Here is a 1,148-nt window from a genome sequence, read left to right as displayed (position 1 = left end):
CGCCAAGCCAGGCGAGGATCCCACAACCAAGGACAAGGTGCTGCGCGCCATCAAGGGCGGCGAGCCGGTCAAGGCCGGCACTAAGGGCCCGGCCGCACCCTATGCCAGCGGCCGCCTGGCCGGCCGCATCAAGCTGGACGGGACCGGCCGCTCGACCGCGCAGATCCTCGGCAGCGCCACCGGCCAGGCCCAGGTGCTGTGGACCCGCGGCACCGTTTCGCATCTGCTGGTCGAAGCCGCGGGGCTGGACCTTGCGCAGTCGCTGGGCCGGCTGATCTCGGGTGACGAGCCGCTGCAGGTGCGCTGCGGCGCCGGCTCGCTGGCCTTCAACAACGGCGTGGTCAAGCCCATGCCGCTGGTGATCGACACGCATGACTCGACGCTGTGGGTGGACGGCGAGATGTCGCTGAAGACCGAACAGCTGGGCCTGCGCGCGCTGGTCTCGCCCAAGGACGGCACGCCCATCAGCCTGCGCAGCCCCGTGCGCCTGACCGGCACGCTGGCCTCGCCGGGCTTCTCGATCGAGAAGGGCCCGCTGCTCGAAAAGATCGTGCCCAGCGTGCTGCTGGCCTTCGTGAACCCGCTGGCCGCGATCATCCCGCTGATCGACACCGGCGACGAGAAGGCCGCGCAGGAGGCCGACCTGGCCTGCCGCAACGTGGCCGAGCGCATCACCGGCAAGCGCTGAGCCACGCAGCCGGCCCTTCACGGCGCCGGCTGCCATCCCGCTTGACGGGGGTTCGCAGCTTAAATATGATGCTCGTCATATTTTGCTGAATCCCCTCATGAGTCGCACGCCCCAGAGTCGCAAGGCCGAAAGCCACGATCGCATCGTCGAAGCCGCAGCACGGGCCATCCGCCTGCGCGGCTATGCCGGCGTCGGCGTGGCCGAGGTCATGAAGGAAGCCGGCCTGACCCACGGCGGCTTCTACGCCCACTTCGACTCGCGCGATGCCTTGCTGGTGGCCGCACTGGAACGTGCCGGGCGCGAGAGCGTGGAAAACCTCGGCAAGGCCGCCGAGCGGCATGCACTGAAGGGCCACAGCGCCTTTCGCTCGCTGGTCGAGAGCTACCTGGCGGACGACCTGCTGAAGTCGCTGGACGCCGGCTGCCCGGTGGCGGCGCTGGGCTGCGACATGCCGCGCCAG

At 69.8% G+C, this 1,148-nt stretch carries 1 protein-coding gene and 1 pseudogene; both read left to right on the top strand.

Annotated features, from left to right (window positions below):
- Positions 1-688: pseudogene (locus FKP22_RS31155) on the top strand (AsmA-like C-terminal region-containing protein); the annotation flags it as partial.
- Between the two features lie 97 nt (positions 689-785).
- Positions 786-1,148: TetR/AcrR family transcriptional regulator (locus FKP22_RS31150; RefSeq protein WP_141292032.1), on the top strand; the 363-nt coding region annotated here is incomplete at its 3' end.

Origin of the sequence: Ideonella azotifigens (genome assembly GCF_006519715.1) — a bacterium.
In the GTDB taxonomy this organism is placed as follows: domain Bacteria; phylum Pseudomonadota; class Gammaproteobacteria; order Burkholderiales; family Burkholderiaceae_C; genus Ideonella; species Ideonella azotifigens.
This window is presented reverse-complemented; position numbering and strand designations above follow the sequence as displayed.